The organism is Pseudomonas peli (genome assembly GCF_900099645.1).
In the GTDB taxonomy this organism is placed as follows: domain Bacteria; phylum Pseudomonadota; class Gammaproteobacteria; order Pseudomonadales; family Pseudomonadaceae; genus Aquipseudomonas; species Aquipseudomonas peli.
On sequence record NZ_FMTL01000002.1, the window covers coordinates 452,608 to 478,067 of the forward strand.

Sequence of the window (25,460 nt, forward strand, 5' to 3'; positions counted from 1 at the left end):
TGTTCGGCCGATGGATGCCGTGCAGGTCACGACACAGGATGCCGATCTGCCCAACCGCATCGGCGAGCCGACCCCGCAAGGCGAAGTGCTGCGTCGAGTGACCTTCCATCCTGCCGAGCAGCCGAGCCTGCGCCTGACCCCGCAAAACGGTAGCTGGGACTGGTCGCAGCAGGCGCTGGTCAGCCTGCGTGTGCAGAACGCCATGGATTGGGCGCTGACCCTGGATGTGCTGATCGAGAGCACTGACGGCCAGCGCCTGAGCACGCGTATCGCCCTGCCTGCCGGCCCTGCGCAAACCCTGTTGATTCCTTTGCAGGCGGCCTCGCCCCGCGATCAGGGTATGCGTGCCGGCGTACCGATGCCCTGGACGCACAAAGGCCAGCGCCTGCTGCTGGCGGATACGGTCACGGGTGCGCTGGACCTGAGCAAGGTCAGCGCGGTCACCCTGTCCATGCCGCAGCCGAAAGCCGCGCAACATATTCTGATCAGCCAGTTTGGCGTGAGCACCGAGCAGCTTTCGGCGGCGGCCTATGCCGGCATCGTCGACAGTTACGGCCAGTACACACGGGCCGATTGGCCAGGCAAGGTCAAGAACGACGAGCAATTGCAGCAGGCTGTGGCCCAGGAGCAGAAACAATTGCATACCTGGCTGGCTGAACGCCCTGCGCAGGACAAGTTTGCAGGCTGGACCGGCGGGATGCCGTTTGAGGCGAGCGGCTTCTTTCGCACCGAGAAACGCGACGGCCGTTGGTACCTGGTAACGCCAGAGGGCCATCCGTTCTACTCGCTAGGTGTCAATGCGGTCACCGCGCAACAGAGTGCTACTTACGTTGAGGGGCGTGAAGCGATGTTTGCCGGCTTGCCGCAGCCGGGCGAAGCACTGGCAGCCTATTTCGGCACGTCCGACAGCCGCAGCGACACCGGCGCCAATCAGGGCCGGGCATTTGCCAGCGGGCGCTGGTTCGATTTCTACAAGGCCAACCTGCAGCGCAGCTACGGTCAGGTTGACCCCGCGGCCTGGCGTACACTGAGCCAGGATCGTCTGCAGGCCTGGGGTTTCAATACCCTAGGGAACTGGAGCGAGCCGGCCTTTGGCAGCGATACCCGCATGCCGTTCAGCATCCCGCTGTCGATTCATGGCGATTACGCCACCATCAGCACCGGCGTCGATTGGTGGGGCGCGATGCCTGATCCATTCGACCCGCGTTTTGCCATGGCCACCGAGCGCGCAGTGGCGATTGCTTCGCGCGATCACCGCGACAATCCCTGGCTGCTCGGTTATTTCGCTGATAACGAACTGGCCTGGGCTGGCCCGGCGGATGACCCCAACGGTCGTTACGCCCTGGCGTACGCCACGCTGCGCCTGACCACCGATGTGCCGGCCAAGCGCGCCTTCCTCAAGCAGCTGCGCGACAAGTATCGCAATCAGAATGGCCTGTCCCGCGCCTGGGGTATCGAGCTGCCGGCCTGGGAGCTGATGGAAGATCCGGGCTTTAAGGCGCCGCTGCCAAGTGCCGAGTACCCGGCCATCGAGAAGGACATGCAGGCATTCTTGCGCCTGTATGCCGACACCTATTTCAAGACCATTGCCGATTCGCTCGACTGGCACGCGCCCAATCACCTGCTGCTGGGTGGTCGTTTCGCCAGCAGTATTCCCGAGGCGGTGAATGCCTGCGCCGAGTTCTGCGATGTGCTGAGTTTCAACTTCTATACACGTGAGCCGCAGCATGGGTATGACTTTGCTGCCCTGCGCCAGCTGGACAAACCGTTGATGGTCACCGAGTTCCACTTCGGCTCTCGTGACCGTGGGCCGTTCTGGGGCGGAGTTGCCGAGGTTTATAAGGAAGAAGAGCGCGGCCCGGCCTATTCGCATTTCCTGGCCAAGGCCCTGGAAGAGCCGCAGATCGTCGGCTTGCACTGGTTCCAGTACCTCGATCAGCCGGTTACCGGGCGTTTACTGGATGGCGAGAATGGTCATTTGGGTCTGCTCGCCATTACCGACCGGCCTTGGGATGGCTTTGTCAAAGCCGTGCGCAAGGCCAACCTCGATGTTCCTAAGACGCTGCTCAAGCCTGTAACTGCGCCAGTTCCTGCGGCTCCGTAAAGGGCTATTCGCCTAGCTGATAGTAGGATTACCAGCCTTGTGCTGGGTTCACCGCAGGCGTCAGAGCTGAAACAATCTGCCGAACATTTGGCGAGTATAAAAAGGGGGCAGGGTGGTGCAGATACAGGGTTATTTCGACCTCAAGTTCGAAGCGCTTAGAGACGCCTTTGCAGCACTGTTCGATGAGCCACAGGAGCGCGGTATGGCGCTCTGCGTGCAGGTCGGCGGTGAAACCGTGGTGGATCTGTGGGCCGGGGTTGCCGACAAGGAGGGTCAGCAGGCCTGGCACAGCGACACCATCCTTAACCTGTTCTCCTGTACCAAGACCTTTGCTGCAGTCACCGCCTTGCAGTTGGTGGGTGAGGGCAAGCTGGAACTGGATGCGCCAGTCGCACGCTACTGGCCCGAGTTTGCCGCCGCCGGCAAGAACAAGATCACCCTGCGTCACTTGCTCAGCCATCAGGCCGGGCTGCCTGCCTTGCGCGAGATGTTGCCGGCCGAAGCTTTATACGACTGGCATGCGATGACCACGGCTCTGGCCGCTGAACAGCCTTGGTGGCCATTGGGTGAGGGCCACGGTTATGCGCCGATCACCTATGGCTGGCTGGTGGGTGAGGTGTTGCGCCGAGTTGAGGGGCGTGGGCCGGGCGAATCCATCGTCGCGCGCACGGCCAAACCACTGGGTCTGGATTTTCATGTCGGTCTGGCCGATGAAGAGTTCGACCGGGTGGCGATCATCTCTCGTGGCAAGGGCAACTTTGGCGACGCCGCAGCCCAGCGTCTGCTCAAAACCATGATGAGCGAACCAGCGGCCATGAGCACGCGGGCCTTTACCAACCCGCCGTCGATCATGACCAGTACCAATAAGCCTGAGTGGCGGCGCATGCAGCAGCCTGCGGCGAATGGTCATGGCAATGCCCGTAGTCTGGCCGGTTTCTACAGCGGTCTGCTGGATGGTCAGTTGCTGGAAAGCGAGTTGCTGGCCGAGCTGACCCGTGAACACGCGGTCGGTGAAGACAAGACCCTGCTGACCCGCACCCGCTTCGGTCTGGGCTGCATGCTGGATCAGCCCGAGGTCGCCAACGCCACCTATGGCATGGGGCCGCGCGCCTTTGGTCACCCTGGCGCCGGCGGTTCCATTGGCTTTGCCGACCCGGAGCGAGATGTGGCCTTCGGTTTTGTCACCAACAACCTAGGACCGTTCGTCTTGATGGACCCTCGTGCGCAGAAACTTGCGCGTCTATTGGCTGATTGTTTGTAGCCAGCTCGGCTAAACTGCTGCGCAACATGGTTTGGCCCGCCGCCCGCGCGGGCCACTGACCGGCTTATTTTTGCTTACCACGTGTGGATACCCGATGCTCGCCAACAAAACTCTCGCCATCGCTTTGTGTGTACTGATCAGCGGTTGCAGCCTTTTCGAGAAATCCGAAAAGCCCGCGCCGAAAGCGGTGCCAATGCCGCCGCCGGCAGTGACTCAGGCCTGGTTGGATGTGTACGAGCCGAAGGTGCGTGAAGCGATCAAAGGCACCCATTTCGAGTTTGAGCGTCGGGAAAATCTGCTGGTGGTCACTGCGCCGGTGCAGGGCTCCTTCAACCCGGATCGTCCGCACATGATGCTGCCAGCCACCCTGGCCCCGCTGAGCCGCATGGCTAAGTTGCTGGAAAGTGATGAAACCATCGGGGTATTGATTCTCGGCCATGCTGACAGCAGCGGTGAAGTAAACGCCAACCGTGACCTTAGCCAGCAGCGCGCCCGTGCATTTACCTCGATTTTCCGCCTTAGCGGGCTCAAGCAGAACCGCTTAATGGTCAAGGGCCTGGGCTCGGACATGCCGCGTGCGGCCAACGACAGCCAACAAGGCCGTGCGCTGAATCGCCGGGTGGAAATTCTCCTGACCTCGAAAGCCACCCTGAACGCGCTTATCGCCAAATACAGCCAGCCGGCAGCGGCTCCCGCCCCAGCAGTCGCGGCCAGCAAAACCGTAGCAGACAAAAACGCCAAAACTGTTGCCAAGGCCGATAAGCCCGCCAAAAGCCAGTAAGGGCTTTGTCGCGGCGTGTTGCCGCAGATCAAGCCAAATAGAGCGCTCGCGGGTAAGCTAGGCACCATCTGTTCGAGAGGATGTGCCCATGACTCAAACCCTGGCTGATATGCGCCGTGACTACACCCGTGATGGCTTGAGCGAAACGCAGGCGCCGCTCGAGCCGTTTGCGTTATTTGAGCAGTGGTTTGCCGAGGCGGTGAAAACCGAGCAGGTACCGGTCGAACCCAATGCCATGACCCTGGCGACCGTTGATGCCGACGGTCGCCCGCACTGCCGGGTGCTGTTGCTCAAGGGGCTGGATGCGCGCGGCTTCACCTTCTTCAGTAATTACGACAGCGCCAAAGGTAAGCATCTGGCTGCCAACCCCTTTGCCGCCATGACCTTCTTCTGGCCCAGCCTGGAGCGTCAGGTGCGCATTGAGGGGCGTGTTGAGCGGGTCACGGCCGATGAGTGTGATGCTTACTTTCAGGTGCGTCCGCTGGGCAGCCGACTGGGGGCATGGGCCTCGCCGCAGAGTCGGGTGATTGCCGATCGTGCTGAGCTGGAAGCCCTGCTTGAAGAGACCGAACAACGCTTCCTGGATCGCGCGCCACATTGCCCGCCGCACTGGGGTGGCTATCGCCTGCTGCCGGAGCGCATCGAGTTCTGGCAAGGTCGCTCCAGTCGTCTGCATGACCGCCTCAACTTCCGTTTGCAGGGCGCCGACTGGCTCCGCGAGCGCTTGGCTCCCTGAGTTCTCATCAGTCGCCGGCGTATTCTCCGGCGGCTTGCTCAAGCCAGGCGGGTAGGTTACTGCGCGTGATACCGGCGGCCTGGGCTTCAGCTAGGCGAGTAAGCATATAGCTGCGTTTGGCTGCGCAGTCGCCCGCCAGTGATAACGCCAGGTCGCGGTCCATCCAGCGTTTGATTCGCACATACAGCCACCAGTGGAAGTACAGCCCAGCCACACTGGTGATGACGACGATAAAGTAATCCATAAGTCCTCCAAGCCAAGTCTTAGCTTAGGCTGATTGGGTATTGAGGTTGCACGCGGCGTAGTGTCGCGCTAACGCTCCGCATCGCAGCTTGGGTAAAGATTTGCTGCATATTGGCGGGTGACAGCTAAGCTGCGCAGGCGGTTTAATGAACACCTGCCTAACTGGAGAAATGATCATGCGTAACCCTGTTCTGTTGGCCGCTTCGTTTGCCGTGCTGACCCTGTTGGGCGGCTGCGCCTCCAGCCTGACTGGTGACACCTACTCGCGTGATGAGGCGCGAACCGTGCAGACCGTGCGCATGGGCACCATCGAAGCACTGCGCCCAGTGAAGATCGAAGGCACCAAGACCCCAATCGGCGCCGGTGCCGGTGCGGTTATCGGCGGTGTCGCCGGTAGTGGTGTGGGCGGTGGTCGCGGCAGTGCCGTGGCGGCCGTGATCGGTGCAGTGGCCGGTGGTTTGCTCGGCGCGATGACCGAGGAAGGGCTGACCCGCACCCAAGGTGTGGAAATCACCGTCCGCGAGGATGACGGCAGTATGCGTGCCTATGTTCAGGCCGTTGAAGAAAATCAGGTTTTCCGCGTTGGTGAGCGTGTGCGCATCCTGACGGTAAATGGCACCAGCCGCGTTTCTCACTGAGCCTTGAAAAAGCCGGATCAGTTTTGACTGATCCGGCTTTTTATTGCCTTTTTTCTAGATAAACCAGACGTTTATCCTTGTTTTAAGGGGTTTTCAGGCGACTTCGCGGGAAACGGAGTTTTTAGTAATAATTCTATCCATGACGGTTAGCCGATAGTTATGGATAATCGCGCACGCTGTTGTACCGGCAGGCGCTCGTAACGCCGCGGTGCAATACTTTTGTATGAGTGCGGCTTCGGTCAGTGCTATGGCGGGCCGCCAGTAAGCAAGTTAGGGAGTCAGCCGGGCACGGTAACGTGCCGGGTTCGTATTAAGGGGTTTTTCTATGACGCTTGCGCTGATCATCGCCTTGCCATTTCTCGGCATTTTTCTGCCATTACTGGCCGAGCGTCTGGGCCGTTCCGCCTGCGCCGCGGCGGCCGGGGTGGCGCCGCTGATGGCTCTGGTACTGCTGCTTTCGCAGCAGTCGGCGGTGTTCTCTGGCGAGCTGCTGAAGGTCAAGCTGGAGTGGTTACCGGCCCTGGGCCTGAATCTCAGCCTGCGTCTCGATGGTTTGGGCTTTCTGTTTGCCCTGCTGATTCTCGGCATTGGCCTGCTGGTGATTCTTTATGCGCGTTACTACCTGTCGAAGAAGGAGCCGATGGGGCGTTTCTTCGCTTTCCTCTTGCTGTTTATGGGCGCCATGCTCGGCGTGGTGCTGTCGGAAAACCTGCTGCTGATGCTGATGTTCTGGGAGCTGACCAGCCTGTCGTCGTTCCTGCTGATTGGTTTCTGGGGCGCCCGTTCCGATGCCCGCAAAGGCGCGCGCATGGCCTTGGCCGTGACCGGCGGCGGTGGTCTGGCATTGTTCGCCGGGATTCTGCTGATCGGCCATATCGCCGGCAGTTTCGAGTTATCCCAGGTGCTGGCGGCCGGTTATGCGATCCGCGCCCATGAGCTGTACCCGCTGGCACTGATTCTGGTGCTGCTGGGCGTATTCACCAAGTCGGCGCAGTTCCCGTTCCATTTCTGGCTGCCCCATGCTATGGCCGCGCCGACGCCGGTGTCGGCGTATCTGCATTCGGCGACCATGGTCAAAGCCGGGGTGTTTCTCCTGGCGCGTCTGTATCCGGCGTTGGCAGGGTCGGAGTGGTGGTTCTACCTGGTCAGTATCACCGGCCTGGTGACCTTGCTGGTTGGTGCCGGGATGGCCCTGTTTCAGCATGACCTCAAGGGTTTGCTGGCCTATTCAACGATCAGCCACCTGGGCCTGATCACCTTGCTGTTCGGCCTCGATACCCGCTTGGCCGCTGTGGCAGCGGTGTTCCACATCATCAACCACGCCACCTTCAAGGCCTCGCTGTTTATGGCGGCAGGGATCATCGACCACGAAACCGGTAGCCGCGATATGCGGCGCATCAACGGTATGTGGAAGTACATGCCGCACACGGCGGTTCTGGCGATGGTGGCAGCCTCGGCGATGGCCGGGGTGCCGTTGCTCAATGGCTTCTTGAGCAAGGAAATGTTCTTTACCGAAACGCTCAATCAGCACCTGCTGGGCAGCTTCAATTGGGTGATTCCGGCGGCGGCCACCTTGGCTGGGGTGTTCTCGGTGGCGTATTCGCTGCGCTTTATCCACGACGTGTTTTTCAACGGCGAGCCGGTCGACCTGCCGCATTACCCGCCGCATGAACCGCCGCGCTACATGAAGGTGCCGGTGGAGATTTTGGTGTTCCTCTGCCTGCTGGTGGGGATTATTCCGGCCTATACCGTGGCACCGTTGCTGGCTGCTGCCGCTTCCGCCACCCTGGGCGGTGATGTGCCAAGTTACAGTCTGGCGATCTGGCATGGTTTCAACCTGCCGCTACTGATGAGCTTTATTGCCTTGTTCGGCGGGATTCTGGTGTACGTGTTCCGTCAGCCGCTGTTCCGTTGGTATGCCGGGCTGCCGAGTGTGGATGCCAAGTTGATCTTTGAGCGCGGCGTACAGGCGCTGGTCAAGGCATGCAGCGGCTTTACCCAATGGCTGGAGAATGCTTCGCTGCAGCGCTACCTGGCACTTTTGCTGGCGGCCGCCTTGTTGGTGGTGACTCAGGGGCTGAGCTCCTTGCCGCAGATCAGCGGGCCGCTGGCGATGACCGAGATTGACGGCATCACTGCCCTGGGCCTGGGCATCATGGCGTTTGCCGCGCTGGTAACGGTGGTGTTCCACCGGCAGCGTCTGGTTTCGTTGTTGATGCTTAGCGTGGTCGGTCTGATGGTGGCCTTGGCCTTCGCCCGCTATTCGGCGCCGGATTTGGCCCTGACCCAGCTCTCGGTCGAGGTGGTGACCATCATCCTGTTGATGCTCGCCTTGTTCTTCCTGCCGGCGCAGACGCGCATCGAGTCGAGCAGCCTGCGCGGTTTGCGTGACTTCGCCCTGGCGGTCGGCAGTGGGCTGATGGTTGCGATGCTGGTGTTCGCCGTGCTGACGCGGCCGTACGACAGCATTTCAGCGTTCTTCCTGGAGAACAGCGTACCGGGCGGCGGCGGCACCAACGTGGTCAACGTGATTCTGGTGGACTTCCGTGGCTTCGATACCCTCGGTGAGGTCACTGTGCTGGCGATTGCGGCCGTGGGCATCTTTGCCTTGCTCGATGGTTTGCGCCTGTTCCAACCCAAGGTCGATGCGCAGGGCCGCAGCTGGGCGCGGGACCGTCATCCGCTGATCCTCGCCACCTTGTCGCGGGTGCTACTGCCGATGGCGCTACTGGTCTCGGTGTTTATCTTCCTGCGTGGCCACAACCTGCCCGGTGGCGGCTTTATTGCCGGCTTGGTGACAGCCGTAGCGCTGATCCTGCAATACGTCGCCAGCGGCGTGCAGTGGACGCAGTCGCGCCTGCCGCTGAATTACCAAAGCATGGCAGGTCTCGGCGTGATGATTGCCGGCCTGACGGGTTTGGGCAGCTGGCTGTTTGATCGGCCGTTCCTGACCTCGGCTTTTGGTCATTTCCATATCCCGCTGGTCGGAGAAATTGAGCTGGCTACTGCCCTGTTGTTTGACCTGGGCGTGTACCTGACAGTGGTCGGCGCGACCCTGCTGATTCTCGCCAACCTGGGCAAGTTGACCCAGGAAAAAGCTGTAGAAGAGGTGCTTTGAAATGGAAGCCATATTTGCCGCAACCTTGGGCCTCCTCACCGCAAGCGGTGTTTATCTGCTGCTGCGCGCCCGGACCTTCCCAGTGGTGCTGGGGCTGACGCTGATTTCCTACGCGGTCAACCTGTTCCTGTTTGCCATGGGCCGCTTGCAGGGCGGTGTGGTCACGGTGATTGGCAAGGGCAGTGCCTACGCGGACCCACTGCCGCAGGCGCTGGTGCTGACTGCCATCGTGATCGGCTTTGCCATGACGGCCTTCGTGGTGGTGCTGGCGCTGCGCAGCGTGGGCGAAACCCAGACCGACCATGTTGACGGCCAGGAGCCAGCACAATGAATCACGGCGTGATCCTGCCCATTCTGCTGCCGATGTTTGCCGGCAGCCTGTTGCTGCTGGGTGCGGGCCTGAGCCTGCGGGTCAAACGCAGCCTGTCGCTGGTGGCAACCCTGTTGCTGCTGCCATTGAGCGGCTATCTGCTCTGGCTGGCTGATCAGGACGTGCTGCAGGTGTATGCCGCCGGTAACTGGGCGGCGCCGTTCGGCATCATCCTGCTGCTCGATCGGCTGAGCGCCTTGTTGCTGGTGGTCACGGCGGTGCTGGGTAGCTTTGCCCTGTTGTATGCGGTGCGGGGCGACGATGAGCGCGGGCAGAGTTTTCATGCGCTGTTCCAGTTTCAGCTGATGGGCATCAACGGCGCCTTCCTCACGGGTGATCTGTTCAACCTGTTCGTGTTCTTCGAAATCCTGCTGATCGCCTCCTATGCGCTGCTGGTGCATGGCGGTGGGGCAGAACGGGTGCGCGCGGGGCTGCATTACGTGGTACTGAACCTGGTGGGGTCGGCGTTCTTCCTGCTCGCCGTGGGCGTGCTGTATGGCATCACCGGCACCCTGAACATGGCTGATATGGCCATTCGCGTGGCGGCTGCCGGGCCGGATGATGCGGCGCTGCTGGGCGCTGCCGGCTTGCTGCTGCTGGTGGTGTTTGGCCTCAAGGCGGCGTTTCTGCCACTGTATTTCTGGCTGCCCAAGGCCTATGCCTCGGCCACTGCGCCGGTCGCCGCGCTGTTTGCGATCATGACCAAGGTCGGCCTGTATTCGATCATCCGCGTGTACACGCTGATCTTCGGTGACGAGGCCGGCAGCCTGGCCAACATGGCCAACGACTGGCTCTGGCCGATTGCCTTGCTGACCCTGGCACTGGGTGTGATCGGTGCACTGGCCGCCGTTAGCTTGCAGGGGCTCCTGGCGTATCTGGTGGTGGTATCGGTGGGCACTTTGCTCGCCGGCATTGCCATCGGCACTGAGCAAGCCCTGGCCGCAGCCCTGTATTACCTGGTGCACAGCACCTGGGTGGCCGGTGGGCTGTTCCTGCTGGCTGATCTGATTGCCCGTCAGCGCGGCGATAAGCAGGCGCTGCTGGTGCAAGGTCCCGCGCTGCAGAACCCGCACCTGCTCGGCGGCCTGTTCTTCTTCGGCGCGATTGCAGTGGCCGGCCTGCCGCCGCTGTCTGGGTTTATCGGCAAGCTGTTGCTGCTGCGCTCGCTGGAGCCGGGCGTGCAGGCGCTCATGCTGTGGCCCGTGGTGCTGGGCGGCGGCCTGCTGACCCTGGTGGCCCTCAGCCGTGCCGGTAGCATGCTGTTCTGGCGTGTCGGCTTGAGCCAGCTGGACAGTGCCGAGCTGGATTACGGCCGGCTGTTAGCCTGCGCTGGTTTGCTGCTGCTCAGCCTGGTGTTGATGGTTGGTGCCGCGCCGCTGCTGAGTTATGTCGAGGCTACCGCCAGCCAACTGCATGACTTGGCGCTGTACCGGCAAATCATCGAATCGGGAGCTGCACGATGAAAGCACGTCGCTGGTTACCCCATCCGCTGCTGAGCGTGTGCCTGCTGTTGGTCTGGCTGCTGCTGATGAATGACCTGAGCCTGGGCCACTGGTTGCTCGGTGCGCTGCTCGGCTGGGCCATTCCGCTGTTGACCCAGGTGTTCTGGATCAACCCTCCACGGGTGCACAAACCGTTCAAGCTGTGCCTGTTTTTGCTGCGCATCCTCGGCGATATCATCACGGCCAACCTGCAGGTGGCCAAGCTGATCCTTGGGTCGACCGCCAAGCTGCGCCCAGCCTTCGTGGAAATTCCCATGCTGCTGGAAGATGAACTGGCCCTGACCATGCTCACCAGCATTATTTCTCTGACCCCGGGCACGGTCTCTGCCGACCTCAGTGACGACCGTAAGATGCTCCTGGTGCACGGCCTGGATGTGCCGGACCCTGACGCCTTGGTCGCAGAAATCAAACAGCGTTACGAAGCCCCCCTGCTGGAGGTGTTCACATGCTCGCCTACGTGATCCCGCTGTGCCTGATGATCATTGGCGTGGCCCTGGTGCTGACCATGGCGCGCCTGATCATCGGCCCGGATTTGCCCGACCGCATCCTGGCCCTGGATACCCTGTATATCAACGCGATTGCCATGCTGGTGTTGCTCGGTATTTGGCTGGGATCGGACCTGTATTTTGAAGCCGCCCTGCTGATTGCGGTGATGGGCTTTATCGGCACGGTCGCAGTGGCCAAGTATTTGTTGCGCGGCGACATCATCGAGTAACAACGTTCTACGGAGACTGCTGAATGGATACCTGGATCGAAGCGCTGGTGGCGCTGTTTCTGCTGATCGGCAGCCTATTCGCCTTGATCGGTGCGATTGGTTTGTACCGCCTGCCGGACTTTTTTATGCGCCTGCATGGCCCGACCAAAGCCAGCACCCTGGGCGTGGGCGGCATGGTGATCGCTTCGCTGATCTACTTCAGCTTTCGCGGTGAGGGCGTCAGTTTGCATGAGCTGCTGATTACCCTGTTTCTGTTTATCACTGCCCCGGTCAGCGCCCACATGTTGGCCAAAGCCGCACTGCAGCAGAAGCTGCGGATCAGCGAGCAAACTCGCGGTAAGCCCTGGGAACAATAAGCCCACACAGTTCAAGGCGCTGACTGTATCTGTCGGCGTCGCGTATGCCTCTCTACACTGCAGCCTTTAGTCAGGGGCTTGGTATGCAAGAGCGGGAAAGGGGCATCGCGATCATCTGCCTGGTGATCGCCATGGCGCTGTGGGGTAGTTCCTTTATTGCGCTGAAACTGGCCTTTGCCGAATTGCCGCCGCTGTGGGTGATCTTCGGCCGTATGGCCCTGGGCAGCCTGGTGTTTCTGCTGGCCTGGCGCTGGCGCGGACAGATGCATTATCGCGCCGGTGACTGGAAGTACCTGCTTGGCCTGGCTGCCTGCGAACCCTGCCTGTATTTCCTCTTTGAAGCCCTGGCGCTGCAGCAAACCAGCGCCGCGCAAGCGGGCATGGTCACGGCTTTGCTGCCGCTGCTGGTGGCGGTGGGGGCGTTTGTCTTCCTGCGTGAACGGATCAGTCGCATCACCCTGTCGGGGTTTCTGATCGCCCTGGTCGGCGCCGTATGGCTGAGCCTGGCCGGCAGTGCCGACGAGCACGCCAGTAACCCCATCCTCGGCAACTTCTACGAGCTGCTCGCGATGCTCTGCGCCATGGGTTACACCCTGTTGCTCAAGCACTTGTCATCGCGCTATTCGCCCTTTCTGCTGACCGCCATGGTGGCCTTTGTCGGCACTGTTTTCTTTCTGCCTTTGGCCTGGTTCAGCGCGCCGTTGCCGACCAGCGTCAGCCCCATGGGCCTGGGCGCGGTGGCCTATCTGGGCATTCTGGTCACCGTGGGCGCTTATGGGCTCTACAACTTCGGCGTCAGCCGCTTGCCGGCCAGCCAGGCCTCAGGTTTTACCAACCTGATCCCGGTGTTCACCTTGCTGTTCGCCATACTGTTATTGGGCGAAAGCCTGAATAGCATGCAGATGCTGGCAGCCGCCTTTGTGTTTGCCGGCGTGTTGTTGAGTCAGTGGCGAGGCGCGCGCGTGGTGCCCGCTGGTGTTCTGGATTAGGGGATAAGGTATGAGCGATTCAAGAAGCTGGGCGCGCGAAGCGATCCGCATCATCGAGGCGGATTTTCAGCGCAGCGCCGACACCCACCTGATACCCCTGTCGCTGCCGGGATTGCCCGGCGTCGAGCTGTATTTCAAGGACGAATCCAGCCACCCCACCGGCAGCCTCAAACACCGGCTGGCGCGATCGTTGTTTCTTTATGCGCTGTGTAACGGCTGGCTCAAACCCGGCGCACCGGTGATCGAGGCGTCCAGTGGTTCCACGGCAATTTCCGAGGCCTATTTCGCCCGCTTACTGGGGCTGCCGTTTATCGCGGTGATGCCGGCCAGCACCTCGAAGGAGAAGATCGCACAGATCGCTTTCTACGGCGGCCAGAGCCATCTGGTGACTGATCCAACGCAGATATACGCCGAGTCTGAGCGCCTTGCGCGAGAGACCGGCGGGCATTTTATGGATCAGTTCACCTACGCCGAGCGCGCCACTGACTGGCGCGCCAACAACAACATCGCCGAGTCGATCTTCCAGCAGCTGCGCAGTGAACGTTTCCCTGAGCCTAGTTGGCTGGTGTCCAGCCCTGGCACCGGCGGCACTCTGGCGACGTTGGGGCGCTATGTGCGTTATCGCCGCCACAACACTCAGGTGTTGTGCGCGGATGCCGAGCGTTCGGTGTTTTTCGATTACTACCGCACCGGTGATGCCAGCCTGTGCCTGAACCACGGTTCGCGTATCGAAGGTATTGGCCGGCCACGGGTCGAGGCGTCCTTTCTGCCGACGGTGATCGATGCCATGTGCAAGGTGCCGGATGCCTTGTCGTTGGCCGCCATGCATTACCTGGCGCAGCGCCTGGGTCGGAAAGTGGGCGGCTCCAGCGGTACCAATCTGATTGGCGCGCTGCTGGTTGCACAGCGGATGGTCGCGGCGGGGGAGTCCGGTTCGGTGGTGGCGATTCTCTGCGATGGCGGTGAGCGCTATGCCGACACCTACTACGATTTCGCCTGGCTCAGTGCTCAGGGGTTCGAGCTGGCCGCGTTCATTACTGCTGTGGCGGACTGTGCCGAGCGTGGCATTCCTTTGCCTGCTGACCTGCCTACCGCCGGTCTATAGCTTAAACCGGCGGGCGGACTGAGTTGCGCCATGGGCTGATCAGTAACCAGCAGCGGCGTATCAGGCTTCTGCAATCCCGAGCATGTCGCGAATCAGCGCTTCGGCCACACGAATGCCATCCACCCCGGCAGAGAGAATGCCGCCGGCGTAGCCGGCACCTTCACCAGCCGGGTACAGGCCGCGAACGTTGAGGCTCTGCATATCCGCGTCACGGGTAATGCGCAGTGGCGAAGAGGTGCGGGTCTCGATGCCGGTCAGCACCGCGTCATGCAGGTCGAAACCTTTGATCTGCTTGCCGAAGGCCGGCAGCGCTTCGCGGATCGCCTCGATGGCAAAGTCCGGCAATGCCAGGGCCAGGTCGCCCAGTTTGATTCCCGGTTTGTACGACGGCTCGACGCTGCCCAGTTCAGTAGAAGGCTTGCCGGCAATAAAGTCGCCGACCAGCTGTCCTGGCGCTTCGTAGTTGCTGCCGCCGAGCAGGTAGGCCTGAGATTCCAGCCGCTCCTGCAATTCCACACCGGCCAGTGGGCCGCCTGGGTAATCCTGCTCTGGAGTAATGCCGACGACGATGCCGGCGTTGGCGTTGCGTTCGTTGCGTGAGTACTGGCTCATGCCGTTTGTCACCACGCGGTTCGGCTCCGAGGTGGCCGCGACTACGGTGCCGCCTGGGCACATGCAGAAGCTGTAGACCGAGCGGCCGTTTTTGGCGTGGTGCACCAGTTTGTAGTCTGCAGCGCCGAGCTTGGGGTGGCCGGCGTATTTACCGAGGCGTGCGCGGTCGATCAGACCTTGCGGGTGCTCGATACGAAAGCCCACCGAAAACGGCTTGGCTTCCATAAAGACCTCGCGCTTATGCAGCATGCGGAAGGTGTCACGCGAGCTGTGGCCCAGGGCCAGGATCACCTGGCGGCTGAGAATCTGCTCGCCGCTGTCGAGCACCACGCCTTTGAGCTGGCCATCCTCGATCAGCACATCGCTGACGCGCTGCTGAAAACGCACTTCGCCGCCCAGCGCTTTGATCTCTTCACGCATGGTGGCGACCACGCCGGTGAGGCGGAAGGTGCCGATATGTGGCTTGCTGACGTAGAGAATTTCCTCTGGCGCGCCGGCTTTGACGAACTCCTGCAGCACCTTGCGCCCGTAATGTTTGGGGTCTTTGATCTGGCTGTACAGCTTGCCGTCGGAGAAGGTGCCGGCACCGCCCTCGCCAAACTGCACGTTGGACTCGGGGTTAAGCACGTTCTTGCGCCACAGGCCCCAGGTGTCCTTGGTGCGCTGGCGCACTTCGGTGCCGCGTTCCAGCACGATGGGCTTGAGTCCGGCCTGGGCCAGAATCAGCGCGGCGAAAATCCCGCACGGGCCAAAGCCGACTACCAGCGGACGCTCTGCGAGGTTCTCGGACGCCATGCCGACTGGTTTGTAGGCGGTATCCGGGGTGACGCTGATATGCCGGTCATCGCTGAACGTGGCCAGCAGCGCCGCTTCATCGCGCAGCTCGCAGTCGATGGTGTAGATGAAGTGCATCTCACTGGATTTTTTGCGCGCATCGTAGCTGCGCTTGAACAAGGTGAAGTCGAGCAGCTCGCTGTCGGCGATGTCCAGGCGCTGGACGATGGCCGGGCGCAGGGCTTCTTCGGGGTGGTCGAGGGGCAGCTTGAGTTCAGTGATACGAAGCATGAAGGCGATCCACTTTCAGGGCCGGAGGCAACCCGGCAGCTTTTAAAAGGCGACGATTATACGCCTGATCAGTGGTTAAAGGCCGCTGCCGATAAACGGCAGCGGCCCGTCATGGGGCGCGCTCAACCCATAGTGCTAGCGCACCTCAGGCTTTACCCAAGCCAGCATCACGTCGAGCATGCGGTTGGCGAAGGCCCACTCGTTGTCATACCAGGCCAAGACCTTGACCAGATCGCCCTGCACGCGGGTGTGGCTGAGGTCGACCACGCAGGACACCGGGTAGCCGTTGAAGTCGCTGGACACCAGTGCCAGCTCGTTGCACTCCATCACCCCAGGCGGCAATTGCATAGCGCCGGCCTTTAGCGCGGCGTTGATCGCTTCACGGCTGGTCGGGCGTTCGCTGGTAAAGGTCAGATCGACCAGCGACACGTTGGGCGTCGGTACGCGTATCGACAGCCCATCCAAGCGGCCGATCAGCTCCGGCATGACCAGGCCGATGGCTTTGGCCGCACCGGTGCTGGTGGGGATCATCGACAGCGCGGCGGCACGGGCGCGGTAGAGGTCGCTGTGGGTCTTGTCCAGCAGGTTCTGGTCATTGGTGTAAGAGTGGATGGTGTTGACCAGCCCCTGACGAATGCCCACGGCTTCGTGCAGTACCTTGGCCATTGGTGCCAGGCAGTTAGTGGTGCAGGAGGCGTTGGACACAATCTGCTGATCGCCCAGCAGTTGATGGTTAACGCCGTAGACCACGGTCAGGTCGGCGCTGTCCAGTGGGTGTGAGAGCAGCACGCGCGGGCTGCCGGCGCTGATGTGCTGTTCGACCTGTTCGCGCTTTTTCAGTTTGCCGGTGCATTCGAGCGCCAGATCCACCGCATGCTCACGCCAGGGCAGATTAGTCACTTCGCGCTCACGCAGCAGCTGGATCGGGTGGCCGTTTACCAGCAGGGTATCGCCGTCCAGGCTGATATCGCCAGGAAAGCGGCCGAAGGTGGAGTCGAAGCGGGTGAGGTGGGCGAGGGTGCTTTGCTCACCCAGATCATTGATCGCGGTGAGGTGGATCTGCTGCTCCAGTTTGCGCTCGAACAACGCGCGCACCAGGCAGCGACCGATACGTCCATATCCATTGATAGCAATGCGCAGCATAACGATATCCCTTTGGCTGTCTTCACTTGCAGCTTAGGCCAATCGTCTGCCGCTCGGCTGATCTATCTCAGCTATCTGATTGCTAATCGTTGCGCGCGCCGCCGAGGTAGGCGCAGCCCCGCAGGACTTGCCCATTAAGACGCAACTCGGCGCTCAGGTGCTGCACCGCACCACTCATGCCGTCGACGCAGCGCTGGCGGGCGACCCACAGATCCAGGCGTTGGCCGTTGGCTTCACTGCTGAGGTTAAGGCGGCCTTCGGGCAATTGCTCTTCCAGGTACGGCAGCGCCTGTGGCTCCTGACCTGGGCGATTGAGGATCAGACCCTGATTGCTTACCGCGATATTCCAATCCGGCTCGTGGCCGCTGGCACGCAGGAGGGTGCGGGCGAAGTTGATGTCTGTGCAGCCATGGCCTTCAGCCTGAACGCGGTACACCTGGCCCGGCACGAACTGGCCATCGACACCTTTCTGCGCATTGGCCTGCAGCTGGCCGCGCATATCGACATACAGCGTTGTGTGGCCATCATTGAATAGCGTGCTGGCATCGCTGCTCAGCTCGGCTGCGCTGTCTTCCTTGAGAATAAATTGACGTTGTTCCTGGCAGGGGCGAAACAGCAACTGGCCCGCGTTCAGGCTGAGCTCGCCCTGCATGCGCGTCTGCTCGATCACCGGCTCGGCGGGTTTGTCGGTAAACACCTGGCAGCTGGCGAGCAGTGGCAACAAGGCAAGGCAAAAAGGGCGGCTGAAACGCATTGTGGCACTCCTGAAAAGTGCGCTCACGTTACCTAGGCCCCTGGCGTATCACAAGGGCATACCGCCACTGGTGACGGCATTTTCAGCCGCGTTCGTGGCGGGCTAGCCGTGTTAAGTCCGCTCGATAGGGCCTGAGTGGCGAGCTAGCTAAAACCCCGCAGCATGGGGGTCTGCATGTGTTGTCTTCGATTTAATCTACGCGTTATAAATTTGGCGCTATTAATGTGACGCCCTGGCATGTCTCGTCGTCATGCTGTGCACTCCGGGTAATGCCTGGCGTGTGGTTTCAGCGTGATAGTTGCTGATTCCTTTCTAGCTACAGTTCGCCGAGTCCTCGGCAATCCCGTCCAGACGCGCTGCCACAACAATAACTCCAGCTGCTGATTTGGCTTTTGATACGTACGTTGGAGAGAGGCCGCTTTATGAATACCTGGTTTGCCAATATCAGCGTCACCCGCAAGTTGCTGATAGGTTTTGGCGTTGTGCTGGCGATGACAGTGTTGATGGCCTGGACGGGCTGGAGTGGGCTGGGCAGTGTGATTCAGCGCGCCAACTGGATGAGCGATATTACCTACCTCAACAGCAGCCTCACCAATCTGCGTATTGCGCGGTTGCAGTACATGATCGCTAACGGTGATTTGCCCACCGCTGAACGCCTACAGTCGACCTTAAGCACTTACATTGCCAAGCAAGAGGCGCTGCAGGCTTCGTTCAAGAATCCGGTCAATGTGGCGTTACTCAAGAAGCAGGGTGCGATCAACGATGAGTACCAAGTGTCCTTGAATGCCATGAAGGCTGCCTATAAAGAAGCCAATGCAGCTAATGAGGTATTGGCCCTCAGGGCGGCCGAGGCCGTTGAGCAAGTTCGCCAGATCATGGCAGTTGTCGTGCAATTACCCGAATTTGATCCACAGCGCTTTGCTCAGTATCAGGCGATTACTGACAGCAGGGCCGAGTTGCTGCAGGTGCAACACCTGGTCAGTGTGTTCCGTAACAATGCCAGCCCCGCAAATGAGTCGGCGATGATTCAGGGGGTTGAGGCGATCATGGCAGGGCTGGCGGATGTGAGTCGTGCATTCGTCGGGTCACAGCAAGCCGCTGTGTTGCAGGTTGAGCGTAGTTTGGCGCAGTACCGGGATGCGGTGTTGGCGCTGCGTGATGCCACGCAGGCCATTGCGCGCGCGCGTCAGGAGATGACCGTGCAGGGCGCTGAGATTGTCAAAATCAGCGACGAGCTTTACAGCTTCCAGCTTGACCGTCTGGCGGTCGAAAGTGCGGCGGCGCGCTACCTGCAGGTGGCGGCTACAGCGATGGCTTTGCTGCTTGGGCTGCTTGCTGCATGGCTGATTACACGGCAGATCATTCGCCCACTGCGTGCGACGCTGTTGGATGTTGGGCGCATTGCCAGTGGCGATCTGACACCGAGTGCCGCAGTGGTGCGTCAGGATGAGTTGGGTGTGTTGCAGCAAGGCGTGCAGCGTATGGCCAGCACCTTGCGTGAGTTGATTGGCGGCATTCGTGATGGCGTGAGCCAGATCAGCAGTGCTGCCGAGGAGCTGTCTGCCGTAACCGCGCAGACCAGTGCTGGGGCCAATAACCAGAAGAGTGAAACCGATCAAGTGGCCACCGCCATGCACGAGATGTCTGCCACCGTGCAGGAGGTTGCGCGCAATGCCGAGCAGGCGTCTCACGCCGCGACGGACGCTGACAGTGAGGCGCGTAAAGGTGACAAAGTGGTAGCCCAGGCCATTGCCCAAATTGAGCGTCTGGCTGACGAAGTGGGGCGCTCCACTGGCGCCATGACGGCTCTGCAGCAAGAAAGTCAGAAGATTGGCAGTGTGATGGATGTCATCAAGGCCGTGGCTGAGCAGACGAACCTGCTCGCACTCAACGCGGCTATTGAGGCTGCGCGCGCCGGTGAGGCGGGTCGAGGTTTCGCGGTGGTCGCGGATGAGGTGCGTGGTTTGGCTCAACGCACGCAGAAGTCCACTGAGGAGATCGAGGGCTTGGTTGCGGGGCTGCAGAATGGCACGCAGCAGGTGGCCAGCATCATGTTGAGCAGCCGTACCCTGACGGACAGCAGTGTCGAGCTGACCCGGCGCGCGGGTGATTCGCTGGAAAGCATTACCCGTACAGTGTCGAATATTCAGTCGATGAATCAGCAGATTGCAGCGGCGGCTGAGCAGCAAAGTGCGGTGGCTGAAGAGATCAGTCGCAGCATCATCAGCGTGCGGGATGTGTCCGAGCAGACGGCCTCTGCCAGTGATGAAACGGCACGGGCCAGCGTTGAACTGGCGCGTCTGGGTAATCAGCTGCAGATGATGGTGAGTCGTTTCCGGGTCTAGCTGCTGCACTGACAGTTGAACGCAAACGCCCCGCAATGCGGGGCGTTTTTGTGTGGCGGGCAACTATCCGTTGGGTCAGATCAGCTCGGCCCACATGTCGTATTCATCGGCATCGACGATGCGCACGCGGACCTTGTCGCCCGGATTGACGTCGGTGCTGGCGATAAACACGCTGCCATCGATTTCTGGAGCATCAGCGTAGCAGCGGGCAACGGCGCCTTGGTCGTCGACTTCATCGATCAGCACGTCCATCTCCTTGCCGACCTTGAGTTGCAGGCGGGCGGTGCTGATGGCTTGCTGGTGGGCCATGAAACGGTCCCAGCGATCCTGTTTGATGTCATTGGGTACCGGGTTGTCGAGCAGGTTGGCCGGCGCGCCTTCTACGGGGGAATACTGGAAGCAACCGACGCGATCGAGCTGCGCTTCGGTCAACCAGTCGAGCAGGTACTGGAAGTCTTCTTCAGTTTCGCCGGGAAAGCCGACGATAAAGGTCGAGCGGATGGTCAGCTCCGGGCAGATCTCGCGCCAGGCTTTGATGCGTGCCAGGGTCTTGTCTTCGAAGGCGGGGCGCTTCATCAGCTTGAGCACTTTCGGGCTGGCGTGCTGGAAGGGAATATCCAGGTACGGCAGGATCTTGCCAGCGGCCATCAGCGGGATCAGCTCGTCGACGTGTGGGTAGGGGTAGACGTAGTGCAGGCGCACCCATACGCCCAGGCTGGAGAGTGCTTCGCACAGTTCGGTCATGCGGGTTTTCACCGGCTGGCCGTTCCAGAAGTCGGTCTTGTATTTCATGTCGACGCCATAGGCGCTGGTGTCCTGGGAAATCACCAGCAGCTCTTTGACGCCGGCTTTGACCAGGCGCTCAGCTTCGTTGAGTACTTCGCCAACCGGGCGGCTGACCAGTTTGCCGCGCATCGACGGGATGATGCAGAAGCTGCAGCTGTGGTTACAGCCTTCGGAAATCTTCAGGTAGGCATAGTGACGCGGGGTGAGTTTGATGCCCTGCGGCGGCACCAGGTCGATCAGCGGGTTGTGGTCCTGGCGCGGCGGCACGACTTCATGCACGGCGTTGACCACTTGCTCGTACTGCTGCGGGCCTGTCACCGAGAGCACGCTGGGATGCACGTCGCGGATGCTGCCTTCTTCCACGCCCATGCAGCCGGTGACGATCACTTTGCCGTTTTCTTTGATCGCTTCGCCGATCACTTCCAGGGATTCGGCTTTAGCACTGTCGATAAAGCCGCAGGTGTTGACCACCACCACATCAGCGTCCTGATAAGTCGACACCACTTCATAACCTTCCATGCGCAGCTGAGTCAGGATGCGCTCAGAGTCCACCAGCGCCTTGGGGCAACCGAGTGATACAAAGCCGACTTTCGGCGTGGCGGGGGTGGACATGGCGTTAACCTCAGGCGTGTACGGATGGATGCTGGGCGCTGGTCGCGCCTCTGATCAAAAAGTGCGCAATTCTAGCGGCGACGCTGGCAATTGACCAGCACTGAGCGTCACCTGTGTATCAGGACTGAATGCTTGGCGGCGTCAGGGCTGCTTACTTGGCAAGATGCGGGTCAGGGTGTTGTCGCGCACAACAAAGTGGTGGAACAGCCCGGCCGCAGCATGCAGGCCAATCAACCAGTATCCGGCGCTACCGGCCAGTTCATGCCATTCCTTTATCGTGCCAGCCAAATCCGGGTTTTTGCTGACCAAGGGTGGCAACTCCAGGCCAAAAAATGGGATGGGTTTACCGGCGGCGCTGAGGATCAACCAGCCGGCCAGTGGGGCGCCGATCATCAGGCCGTAGAGTGCTAGGTGCATCAGTTTTGCCGGGATGGCTTGCCAGGTAGGCAGGGTAGGTTGGATGACCGGCGTGGGTGCAATCAAGCGTGCCAGCAAGCGCAGCCACACGAGCGTGAAGACGGCGAGGCCCAGCATAAAGTGCCATTGCTTGAGCAATTCACGGGTATCGCTGCCTTTGGGGAAGTTCCCTTTGAGTTCTATGCATGCGTAGACGCCGGCAATAAGTATCAGCATCAGCCAGTGCAGCGCTATATTCAGGCTGCCATAGCGCGCTTCCGTATTTTTCCAGGGCATGGTGTTTTGCCTCCTAGGCTGTCAGTGATCATCGGCTTCAGTGTAGGCAGGCAACTTCCAGCTCTCATTGAGCGTGATCAGCTAAATCGCGCACAAACAAAAAGGCCACTCGATTGAGTGGCCTTTTTGAGTATCTGGTTGCGGGAGCCGGATTTGAACCGACGACCTTCGGGTTATGAGCCCGACGAGCTACCAGACTGCTCCATCCCGCGCCGGCAATTCTATATAGAAATCGTTGTGTGTCAACAAAATAGTGTTTTTAATCAAATGCTTAGAATGCGTGTGCGAGAGAAACAAAAAAGGCCACTCGATTGAGTGGCCTTTTTTGAGTATCTGGTTGCGGGAGCCGGATTTGAACCGACGACCTTCGGGTTATGAGCCCGACGAGCTACCAGACTGCTCCATCCCGCGGCGCCAATTATAGCGTTTAAATGCTGCTTGTCAACCTAAAGGTGGCCAGAAGTTGTTTTTATTCAGATGCTTAGCCGTGCGTTGATTGATTTTTCGCTGCAGAACCCTGTGCTAGAGCCTGATTGGGTGGACAGGTTTGCTGTCGGCATAGCCCGCAAGCGGGCTGTTGGGCTAGAGTCCGTGCCCATTAAATGGGAGGAAAGTTATGAGCGTTGAATGCAAAGCCTGTGGTGCTCAGGTACCGGCCGATGCCAAGACCTGTCCGGGTTGCGGGGCTGCCGTGGCGGCGAAGACCAAGTTGGTGCCATTGGCTGCGTTTATGCTGATCGTCATCCTGATTATCCAGTCTTATATGAGTAAGTCTGAGGATGCGGCGAGCGAGGCCAAGCCGGCAGCGCCTGTAAGTTCAGCCGAGCAGTAGCCGCAGGATCGGTGGGCTTGGTGATGAACAGCCGCAAGATCATTCACGTGGACTGTGATTGCTTTTATGCCGCAATCGAGATGCGGGATGACCCGAGCCTGGCCAGCAAGCCCTTGGCGGTCGGTGGCTCGGCAGACCGGCGCGGGGTGATTGCCACCTGTAATTACGAGGCGCGCAGTTATGGCGTGCGCTCAGCGATGGCTTCCGGGCAGGCGTTGAAATTGTGTCCGGACCTGGTGATCGTCAAGCCGCGGATGGATGCCTACAAGGCGGTATCGCGGGAGATTCAGGCGATCTTTCGCGACTACACCGAGCTGATCGAACCCTTGTCGCTGGATGAGGCCTACCTGGATGTAACCGACAGCCCGCACTTTGCCGGCAGCGCCACGCGCATCGCTCAGGATATTCGCCGGCGGGTCTCGCAGGAGCTGCATATCACCGTCTCGGCGGGCGTGGCGCCGAACAAGTTCCTGGCCAAGATCGCCAGCGACTGGAAGAAGCCTAACGGTCTGTTTGTGATTACCCCGGATCAGGTTGAGGATTTTGTTGCTGCCTTGCCGGTGAGCAAGCTGCATGGCGTGGGCAAGGTCACGGCCGACAAGCTTGGGCGCTTGGGCATTCGTACCTGCAGCGACCTGCGCGAGTGGAACAAGCTGGCGTTGGTCAAGGAGTTCGGCAGTTTTGGCGAGCGGTTGTGGGGGCTGGCGCGCGGGATTGATGAGCGAGTCGTGCATAACGACAGTCGGCGTCAGTCGGTCAGCGTGGAAAACACCTTCGACAAAGATTTGCCAGACCTGGCCGCCTGCCTGGAACAGTTACCTGCGCTGCTGGAACAACTGGCCAAGAGAATGGAGCGGCTGGATGCGAGTTATCGGCCGGACAAGCCCTTCGTCAAAATCAAGTTCCACGACTTTAGCCAGACCACTCTGGAACAGGGCGGGGCGCGGCGTGATCTAGAGAGCTATACACGGTTGATAAGCGCCGCTTTCGCCCGTGGCAACAAGGCTGTGCGCTTGCTTGGGGTTGGTGTGCGTTTGCATGACTTGCGCGGTAAGCACGAGCAGCTGGAGTTGTTTGCACCCTGACAGCGGGTGTGTGGGGCTGAAAATAAAGAAGGCGAAGCCCCAGGGCTTCGCCTTCTTTAGTTGCGTGCGGATCAGTGCTTGCGCGGTACCGGTTTGAGCAGCTCATCTGGCGGCATTTCGCAGGCGATTTTGCGCCCTAGCAGAGCTTCGATGGCAGGCAGGGCGTAGGCGTCATCTTCCCCTGCAAAGCTGATCGACGTACCACTGCTGCCGGCGCGGCCGGTACGACCGATGCGGTGCACGTAGTCGTCCGGGGTTTCCGGCAGGGTGAAGTTGATCACGTGGCTGATCGCATCGACGTGGATACCGCGACCGGCCACATCGGTGGCGACCATCACGCGGATCTTGCCTTCACGGAAGCCTTCCAGTGCGCGGATACGTTTGTGCTGCGGCACGTCACCGGACATCTGCACGGCGCTGATGCCGTCACGGGTCAGGCGTTCTTCGATGCGCCGCACTTCATCCTTGCGGTTGGCGAAGACCATCACGCGAATCCAGTCGTTCTGGGTGATCAGGTTGTACAGCAGCTTGTATTTATCGCTGCCGGCTACGGCATAGACGTGCTGTTCGACCGTATCGCTGGCGACGTTTTCCGGTTCGATCTCGACGATGGCCGGCTCGGTGGTCCATTGCTTGGCCAGATTCATCACGTCTTCGGTGAAGGTCGCGGAGAACAGCAGGGTCTGGCGTTCGCCCTTCATCGGGGTCTGGCGGATGATCTGGCGGACCTGAGGGATAAAGCCCATATCGAGCATGCGGTCGGCTTCGTCGAGCACCATCACTTCGACCATATCCAGGTGCACTTCGCCGCGCTGGTTGAAGTCGAGCAAACGCCCTGGGGTGGCGACCAGAATGTCGCAGAAGCGCGATTCAAGCAGCTTGAGCTGTTTATCGAAGTCCATGCCGCCAACAAAGCTCATCACGTTGAGGCCGGTGTATTTGGTCAGGTCGGCCGCATCCTTGGCAATCTGCACCACCAGCTCGCGGGTCGGCGCAATGATCAGCGCGCGTGGCTCGCCCATATAACGCTCTTTCGGCGGTGGGGTTTGCAGCAGCTGGGTGATGATCGAGATCAGGAAGGCAGCAGTTTTGCCTGTGCCAGTCTGGGCGCGACCGATGGCGTCACGGCCACTGAGGGTGTAGCCCAGTACCTGCGCCTGGATCGGTGTGCAGTAAGGGAAGCCAAGGTCATGGATGGCATGCATCAGCTCGGGGGAGAGCTTGAAGTCATGAAAACGGGTCTTACCCTCGGCCGGTACTACGGCGAAGTCTTCCAGTTTCCAGGTGTCAACTGGTTTGGCCGGGCGTTCGCGGCGCGGTTTCGCCGGTTTTTCCTTGCTCTGCAACGGTTTTTCAGCGGCTTCAGCGGTGCGCGGTGAGGCACTGCGGCTGGGTTTGTCAGCGCTGGCGTCAGGCTGGACGCGCGGTGCGCTGGGCGTTACAGGGGGCGGAGTGACTGGGTTGGGCTGTTCGCCCTCGGCTTTGCCGAATATTTTCTTGAGTGCTTTGAGCACGGTCATCTCATCAATTGGTTAAGGAGTGAACGGTCGCCAGTGTAAAGCAAGAAGCCGGCGCGGCGAAGGGCCGCGCCGGATGGCGGTAGTTGGCTGGTTTT

General features: G+C 60.5%; 23 protein-coding genes, 2 tRNA genes and 1 pseudogene. 17 read left to right on the forward strand and 9 right to left on the reverse strand.

The features are described from left to right. Positions 1-10: 10 nt before the first annotated feature. The 4 genes from BLO50_RS10875 (at position 11) to pdxH (ending at position 4,882) form a co-directional block, all read left to right on the forward strand. Complete coding sequence (locus BLO50_RS10875) at positions 11-2,104, forward strand: beta-agarase (RefSeq protein ID WP_167354466.1); 2,094 nt, start codon at positions 11-13, stop codon at positions 2,102-2,104. Positions 2,105-2,219: 115 nt separating this feature from the next. Next, positions 2,220-3,365 (forward strand): serine hydrolase domain-containing protein, encoded by a 1,146-nt coding sequence (locus BLO50_RS10880; RefSeq protein WP_090254066.1) that lies wholly within the window; start codon positions 2,220-2,222, stop codon positions 3,363-3,365. Positions 3,366-3,459: 94 nt separating this feature from the next. Continuing rightward, positions 3,460-4,146 carry an OmpA family protein gene (locus BLO50_RS10885; RefSeq protein ID WP_090252426.1) on the forward strand — a complete coding sequence of 229 codons (687 nt, stop codon included), beginning with the start codon at positions 3,460-3,462 and terminating at the stop codon, positions 4,144-4,146. A gap of 88 nt (positions 4,147-4,234) precedes the next feature. Continuing rightward, positions 4,235-4,882: a pyridoxamine 5'-phosphate oxidase gene (gene pdxH / locus BLO50_RS10890; RefSeq protein WP_090252428.1), complete on the forward strand. Its 648-nt coding sequence runs from the start codon at positions 4,235-4,237 to the stop codon at positions 4,880-4,882. Positions 4,883-4,889: 7 nt separating this feature from the next. Here pdxH and BLO50_RS10895 read toward each other — a convergent pair whose 3' ends face one another. After that, the gene (locus tag BLO50_RS10895; RefSeq protein ID WP_090252431.1) at positions 4,890-5,126 is read right to left on the reverse strand and encodes a hypothetical protein; all 237 of its coding nucleotides are present in this window, start codon (positions 5,124-5,126) and stop codon (positions 4,890-4,892) included. A gap of 175 nt (positions 5,127-5,301) precedes the next feature. Here BLO50_RS10895 and BLO50_RS10900 point away from each other — a divergent pair, with 175 nt between their 5' ends. From BLO50_RS10900 to BLO50_RS10940, 9 genes are all read left to right on the forward strand, one after another. Beyond that, entirely contained in the window at positions 5,302-5,763 is a 462-nt protein-coding gene (locus tag BLO50_RS10900) for an outer membrane lipoprotein (RefSeq protein ID WP_090254068.1), read from the forward strand. A 325-nt stretch (positions 5,764-6,088) separates the two neighbouring features. Further along, a complete protein-coding gene (locus tag BLO50_RS10905; RefSeq protein ID WP_090252433.1) occupies positions 6,089-8,881 on the forward strand; it encodes a monovalent cation/H+ antiporter subunit A in 2,793 nt (930 codons plus the stop codon). 1 nt (position 8,882) lies between these two features. Beyond that, positions 8,883-9,212, forward strand: a complete 330-nt coding sequence (locus BLO50_RS10910; protein ID WP_090252436.1) for a Na+/H+ antiporter subunit C — start codon at positions 8,883-8,885, stop codon at positions 9,210-9,212. Then, positions 9,209-10,714 (forward strand): monovalent cation/H+ antiporter subunit D, encoded by a 1,506-nt coding sequence (locus BLO50_RS10915; RefSeq protein WP_090252438.1) that lies wholly within the window; start codon positions 9,209-9,211, stop codon positions 10,712-10,714. The genes BLO50_RS10910 and BLO50_RS10915 overlap by 4 nt, the downstream gene beginning before the upstream one ends. Further along, the gene (locus BLO50_RS10920) at positions 10,711-11,214 is read left to right on the forward strand and encodes a Na+/H+ antiporter subunit E (protein WP_090252441.1); all 504 of its coding nucleotides are present in this window, start codon (positions 10,711-10,713) and stop codon (positions 11,212-11,214) included. The genes BLO50_RS10915 and BLO50_RS10920 overlap by 4 nt, the downstream gene beginning before the upstream one ends. Then, a complete protein-coding gene (locus tag BLO50_RS10925) occupies positions 11,199-11,468 on the forward strand; it encodes a K+/H+ antiporter subunit F (RefSeq protein WP_090252444.1) in 270 nt (89 codons plus the stop codon). The genes BLO50_RS10920 and BLO50_RS10925 overlap by 16 nt, the downstream gene beginning before the upstream one ends. A 23-nt stretch (positions 11,469-11,491) precedes the next feature. Then, entirely contained in the window at positions 11,492-11,824 is a 333-nt protein-coding gene (locus tag BLO50_RS10930; RefSeq protein WP_090252445.1) for a Na+/H+ antiporter subunit G, read from the forward strand. An 83-nt stretch (positions 11,825-11,907) separates the two neighbouring features. Beyond that, complete coding sequence (locus BLO50_RS10935) at positions 11,908-12,813, forward strand: DMT family transporter (protein WP_090252448.1); 906 nt, start codon at positions 11,908-11,910, stop codon at positions 12,811-12,813. A 10-nt stretch (positions 12,814-12,823) separates the two neighbouring features. Next, on the forward strand, positions 12,824-13,918 hold the full coding sequence (locus BLO50_RS10940; RefSeq protein ID WP_090252450.1) for a PLP-dependent cysteine synthase family protein: 1,095 nt from the start codon (positions 12,824-12,826) through the stop codon (positions 13,916-13,918). Between the two features lie 60 nt (positions 13,919-13,978). Here BLO50_RS10940 and BLO50_RS10945 read toward each other — a convergent pair whose 3' ends face one another. The 3 genes from BLO50_RS10945 to BLO50_RS10955 form a co-directional block, all read right to left on the reverse strand. Then, positions 13,979-15,595 carry an NAD(P)/FAD-dependent oxidoreductase gene (locus tag BLO50_RS10945; protein ID WP_090252453.1) on the reverse strand — a complete coding sequence of 539 codons (1,617 nt, stop codon included), beginning with the start codon at positions 15,593-15,595 and terminating at the stop codon, positions 13,979-13,981. A gap of 135 nt (positions 15,596-15,730) precedes the next feature. Continuing rightward, the gene (gap, locus tag BLO50_RS10950) at positions 15,731-16,738 is read right to left on the reverse strand and encodes a type I glyceraldehyde-3-phosphate dehydrogenase (protein WP_090252456.1); all 1,008 of its coding nucleotides are present in this window, start codon (positions 16,736-16,738) and stop codon (positions 15,731-15,733) included. A gap of 82 nt (positions 16,739-16,820) precedes the next feature. Beyond that, on the reverse strand, positions 16,821-17,492 hold the full coding sequence (locus tag BLO50_RS10955) for a COG3650 family protein (RefSeq protein ID WP_090252458.1): 672 nt from the start codon (positions 17,490-17,492) through the stop codon (positions 16,821-16,823). Between the two features lie 557 nt (positions 17,493-18,049). Between BLO50_RS10955 and BLO50_RS22280 the strand changes: the two are divergent. After that, positions 18,050-18,982 (forward strand): annotated as a pseudogene (locus tag BLO50_RS22280) (methyl-accepting chemotaxis protein); the annotation flags it as partial. Then, positions 18,974-19,837, forward strand: coding sequence for a methyl-accepting chemotaxis protein (locus BLO50_RS22285; RefSeq protein ID WP_420875465.1), 864 nt, complete (start codon positions 18,974-18,976; stop codon positions 19,835-19,837). The pseudogene BLO50_RS22280 and the gene BLO50_RS22285, both read left to right, overlap by 9 nt. 75 nt (positions 19,838-19,912) lie before the next feature. Here the strand turns inward: BLO50_RS22285 and rimO are convergent, their stop codons facing one another. The 4 genes from rimO to BLO50_RS10980 form a co-directional block, all read right to left on the reverse strand. Continuing rightward, positions 19,913-21,235 carry a 30S ribosomal protein S12 methylthiotransferase RimO gene (gene rimO, locus BLO50_RS10965; RefSeq protein WP_090252463.1) on the reverse strand — a complete coding sequence of 441 codons (1,323 nt, stop codon included), beginning with the start codon at positions 21,233-21,235 and terminating at the stop codon, positions 19,913-19,915. 141 nt (positions 21,236-21,376) lie between these two features. Further along, positions 21,377-21,928: a cytochrome b gene (locus BLO50_RS10970; protein ID WP_090252465.1), complete on the reverse strand. Its 552-nt coding sequence runs from the start codon at positions 21,926-21,928 to the stop codon at positions 21,377-21,379. Positions 21,929-22,063: 135 nt separating this feature from the next. Beyond that, positions 22,064-22,140 (reverse strand) — tRNA-Met (locus tag BLO50_RS10975). 122 nt (positions 22,141-22,262) lie between these two features. Further along, a tRNA-Met gene (locus BLO50_RS10980) sits at positions 22,263-22,339 on the reverse strand. Positions 22,340-22,544: 205 nt separating this feature from the next. On the opposite strand from BLO50_RS10980, the gene BLO50_RS10985 reads away from it, so the two are divergent. Continuing rightward, positions 22,545-22,760, forward strand: coding sequence for a zinc-ribbon domain-containing protein (locus tag BLO50_RS10985; RefSeq protein WP_090252468.1), 216 nt, complete (start codon positions 22,545-22,547; stop codon positions 22,758-22,760). A 23-nt stretch (positions 22,761-22,783) separates the two neighbouring features. Beyond that, on the forward strand, positions 22,784-23,845 hold the full coding sequence (gene dinB, locus BLO50_RS10990) for a DNA polymerase IV (RefSeq protein WP_090252472.1): 1,062 nt from the start codon (positions 22,784-22,786) through the stop codon (positions 23,843-23,845). Positions 23,846-23,916: 71 nt separating this feature from the next. On the opposite strand, the gene rhlB is transcribed toward dinB, so the two are convergent. Then, positions 23,917-25,359, reverse strand: coding sequence for an ATP-dependent RNA helicase RhlB (gene rhlB, locus BLO50_RS10995; RefSeq protein WP_090254069.1), 1,443 nt, complete (start codon positions 25,357-25,359; stop codon positions 23,917-23,919). Between the last annotated feature and the right edge of the window lie 101 nt (positions 25,360-25,460).

What these genes read in the sequence shown, in the direction of transcription:
- BLO50_RS10875 (WP_167354466.1), top strand. Translation starts at nt 11, where the DNA reads ATGGATGCCGTGCAGGTCACGACACAGGATGCCGATCTGCCCAACCGC.
- BLO50_RS10885 (WP_090252426.1), top strand. Translation starts at nt 3,460, where the DNA reads ATGCTCGCCAACAAAACTCTCGCCATCGCTTTGTGTGTACTGATCAGC.
- pdxH (WP_090252428.1), top strand. Translation starts at nt 4,235, where the DNA reads ATGACTCAAACCCTGGCTGATATGCGCCGTGACTACACCCGTGATGGC.
- BLO50_RS10895 (WP_090252431.1), bottom strand. Translation starts at nt 5,126, where the DNA reads ATGGATTACTTTATCGTCGTCATCACCAGTGTGGCTGGGCTGTACTTC.
- BLO50_RS10900 (WP_090254068.1), top strand. Translation starts at nt 5,302, where the DNA reads ATGCGTAACCCTGTTCTGTTGGCCGCTTCGTTTGCCGTGCTGACCCTG.
- BLO50_RS10905 (WP_090252433.1), top strand. Translation starts at nt 6,089, where the DNA reads ATGACGCTTGCGCTGATCATCGCCTTGCCATTTCTCGGCATTTTTCTG.
- BLO50_RS10910 (WP_090252436.1), top strand. Translation starts at nt 8,883, where the DNA reads ATGGAAGCCATATTTGCCGCAACCTTGGGCCTCCTCACCGCAAGCGGT.
- BLO50_RS10915 (WP_090252438.1), top strand. Translation starts at nt 9,209, where the DNA reads ATGAATCACGGCGTGATCCTGCCCATTCTGCTGCCGATGTTTGCCGGC.
- BLO50_RS10920 (WP_090252441.1), top strand. Translation starts at nt 10,711, where the DNA reads ATGAAAGCACGTCGCTGGTTACCCCATCCGCTGCTGAGCGTGTGCCTG.
- BLO50_RS10925 (WP_090252444.1), top strand. Translation starts at nt 11,199, where the DNA reads ATGCTCGCCTACGTGATCCCGCTGTGCCTGATGATCATTGGCGTGGCC.
- BLO50_RS10930 (WP_090252445.1), top strand. Translation starts at nt 11,492, where the DNA reads ATGGATACCTGGATCGAAGCGCTGGTGGCGCTGTTTCTGCTGATCGGC.
- BLO50_RS10935 (WP_090252448.1), top strand. Translation starts at nt 11,908, where the DNA reads ATGCAAGAGCGGGAAAGGGGCATCGCGATCATCTGCCTGGTGATCGCC.
- BLO50_RS10940 (WP_090252450.1), top strand. Translation starts at nt 12,824, where the DNA reads ATGAGCGATTCAAGAAGCTGGGCGCGCGAAGCGATCCGCATCATCGAG.
- BLO50_RS10945 (WP_090252453.1), bottom strand. Translation starts at nt 15,595, where the DNA reads ATGCTTCGTATCACTGAACTCAAGCTGCCCCTCGACCACCCCGAAGAA.
- gap (WP_090252456.1), bottom strand. Translation starts at nt 16,738, where the DNA reads ATGCTGCGCATTGCTATCAATGGATATGGACGTATCGGTCGCTGCCTG.
- BLO50_RS10955 (WP_090252458.1), bottom strand. Translation starts at nt 17,492, where the DNA reads ATGCGTTTCAGCCGCCCTTTTTGCCTTGCCTTGTTGCCACTGCTCGCC.
- BLO50_RS22285 (WP_420875465.1), top strand. Translation starts at nt 18,974, where the DNA reads ATGGCCAGCACCTTGCGTGAGTTGATTGGCGGCATTCGTGATGGCGTG.
- rimO (WP_090252463.1), bottom strand. Translation starts at nt 21,235, where the DNA reads ATGTCCACCCCCGCCACGCCGAAAGTCGGCTTTGTATCACTCGGTTGC.
- BLO50_RS10970 (WP_090252465.1), bottom strand. Translation starts at nt 21,928, where the DNA reads ATGCCCTGGAAAAATACGGAAGCGCGCTATGGCAGCCTGAATATAGCG.
- BLO50_RS10985 (WP_090252468.1), top strand. Translation starts at nt 22,545, where the DNA reads ATGAGCGTTGAATGCAAAGCCTGTGGTGCTCAGGTACCGGCCGATGCC.
- dinB (WP_090252472.1), top strand. Translation starts at nt 22,784, where the DNA reads ATGAACAGCCGCAAGATCATTCACGTGGACTGTGATTGCTTTTATGCC.